Here is a 295-nt window from a genome sequence, read left to right on the forward strand (position 1 = left end):
GCCTGCCGGCGGCGGAGTTCGAGCGCCACATCGCCTATGACATCGGCGTCGAGACGGTCACCCGCGAGCTGGCGGCGGCGCTCGACGCGCCGGCCCTGCTTGCCGGCTTCTCCCGGCTTCTGATCGACCCCAACCGCGGCGAGGACGACCCAACGCTGATCCGCCAGCTCTATGACGGCACCATCGTGCCGGGAAACTATCCCATGGCCGAAGACGAGCGGGAGAAGCGCCTCGACCGCTTCTACCGGCCCTATCACGACGCCGTCGGGGCGATGATTTCCTCGGTGGCGCACGC

At 69.2% G+C, this 295-nt stretch carries 1 protein-coding gene; it reads left to right on the forward strand.

Annotated features, from left to right (window positions below):
- On the forward strand, window positions 1-295 hold a 295-nt coding region (locus EN818_RS31955; protein WP_189524016.1), incomplete at both ends, for an N-formylglutamate amidohydrolase.

Source organism: Mesorhizobium sp. M3A.F.Ca.ET.175.01.1.1, assembly GCF_004791945.1.
Classification (GTDB): domain Bacteria; phylum Pseudomonadota; class Alphaproteobacteria; order Rhizobiales; family Rhizobiaceae; genus Mesorhizobium.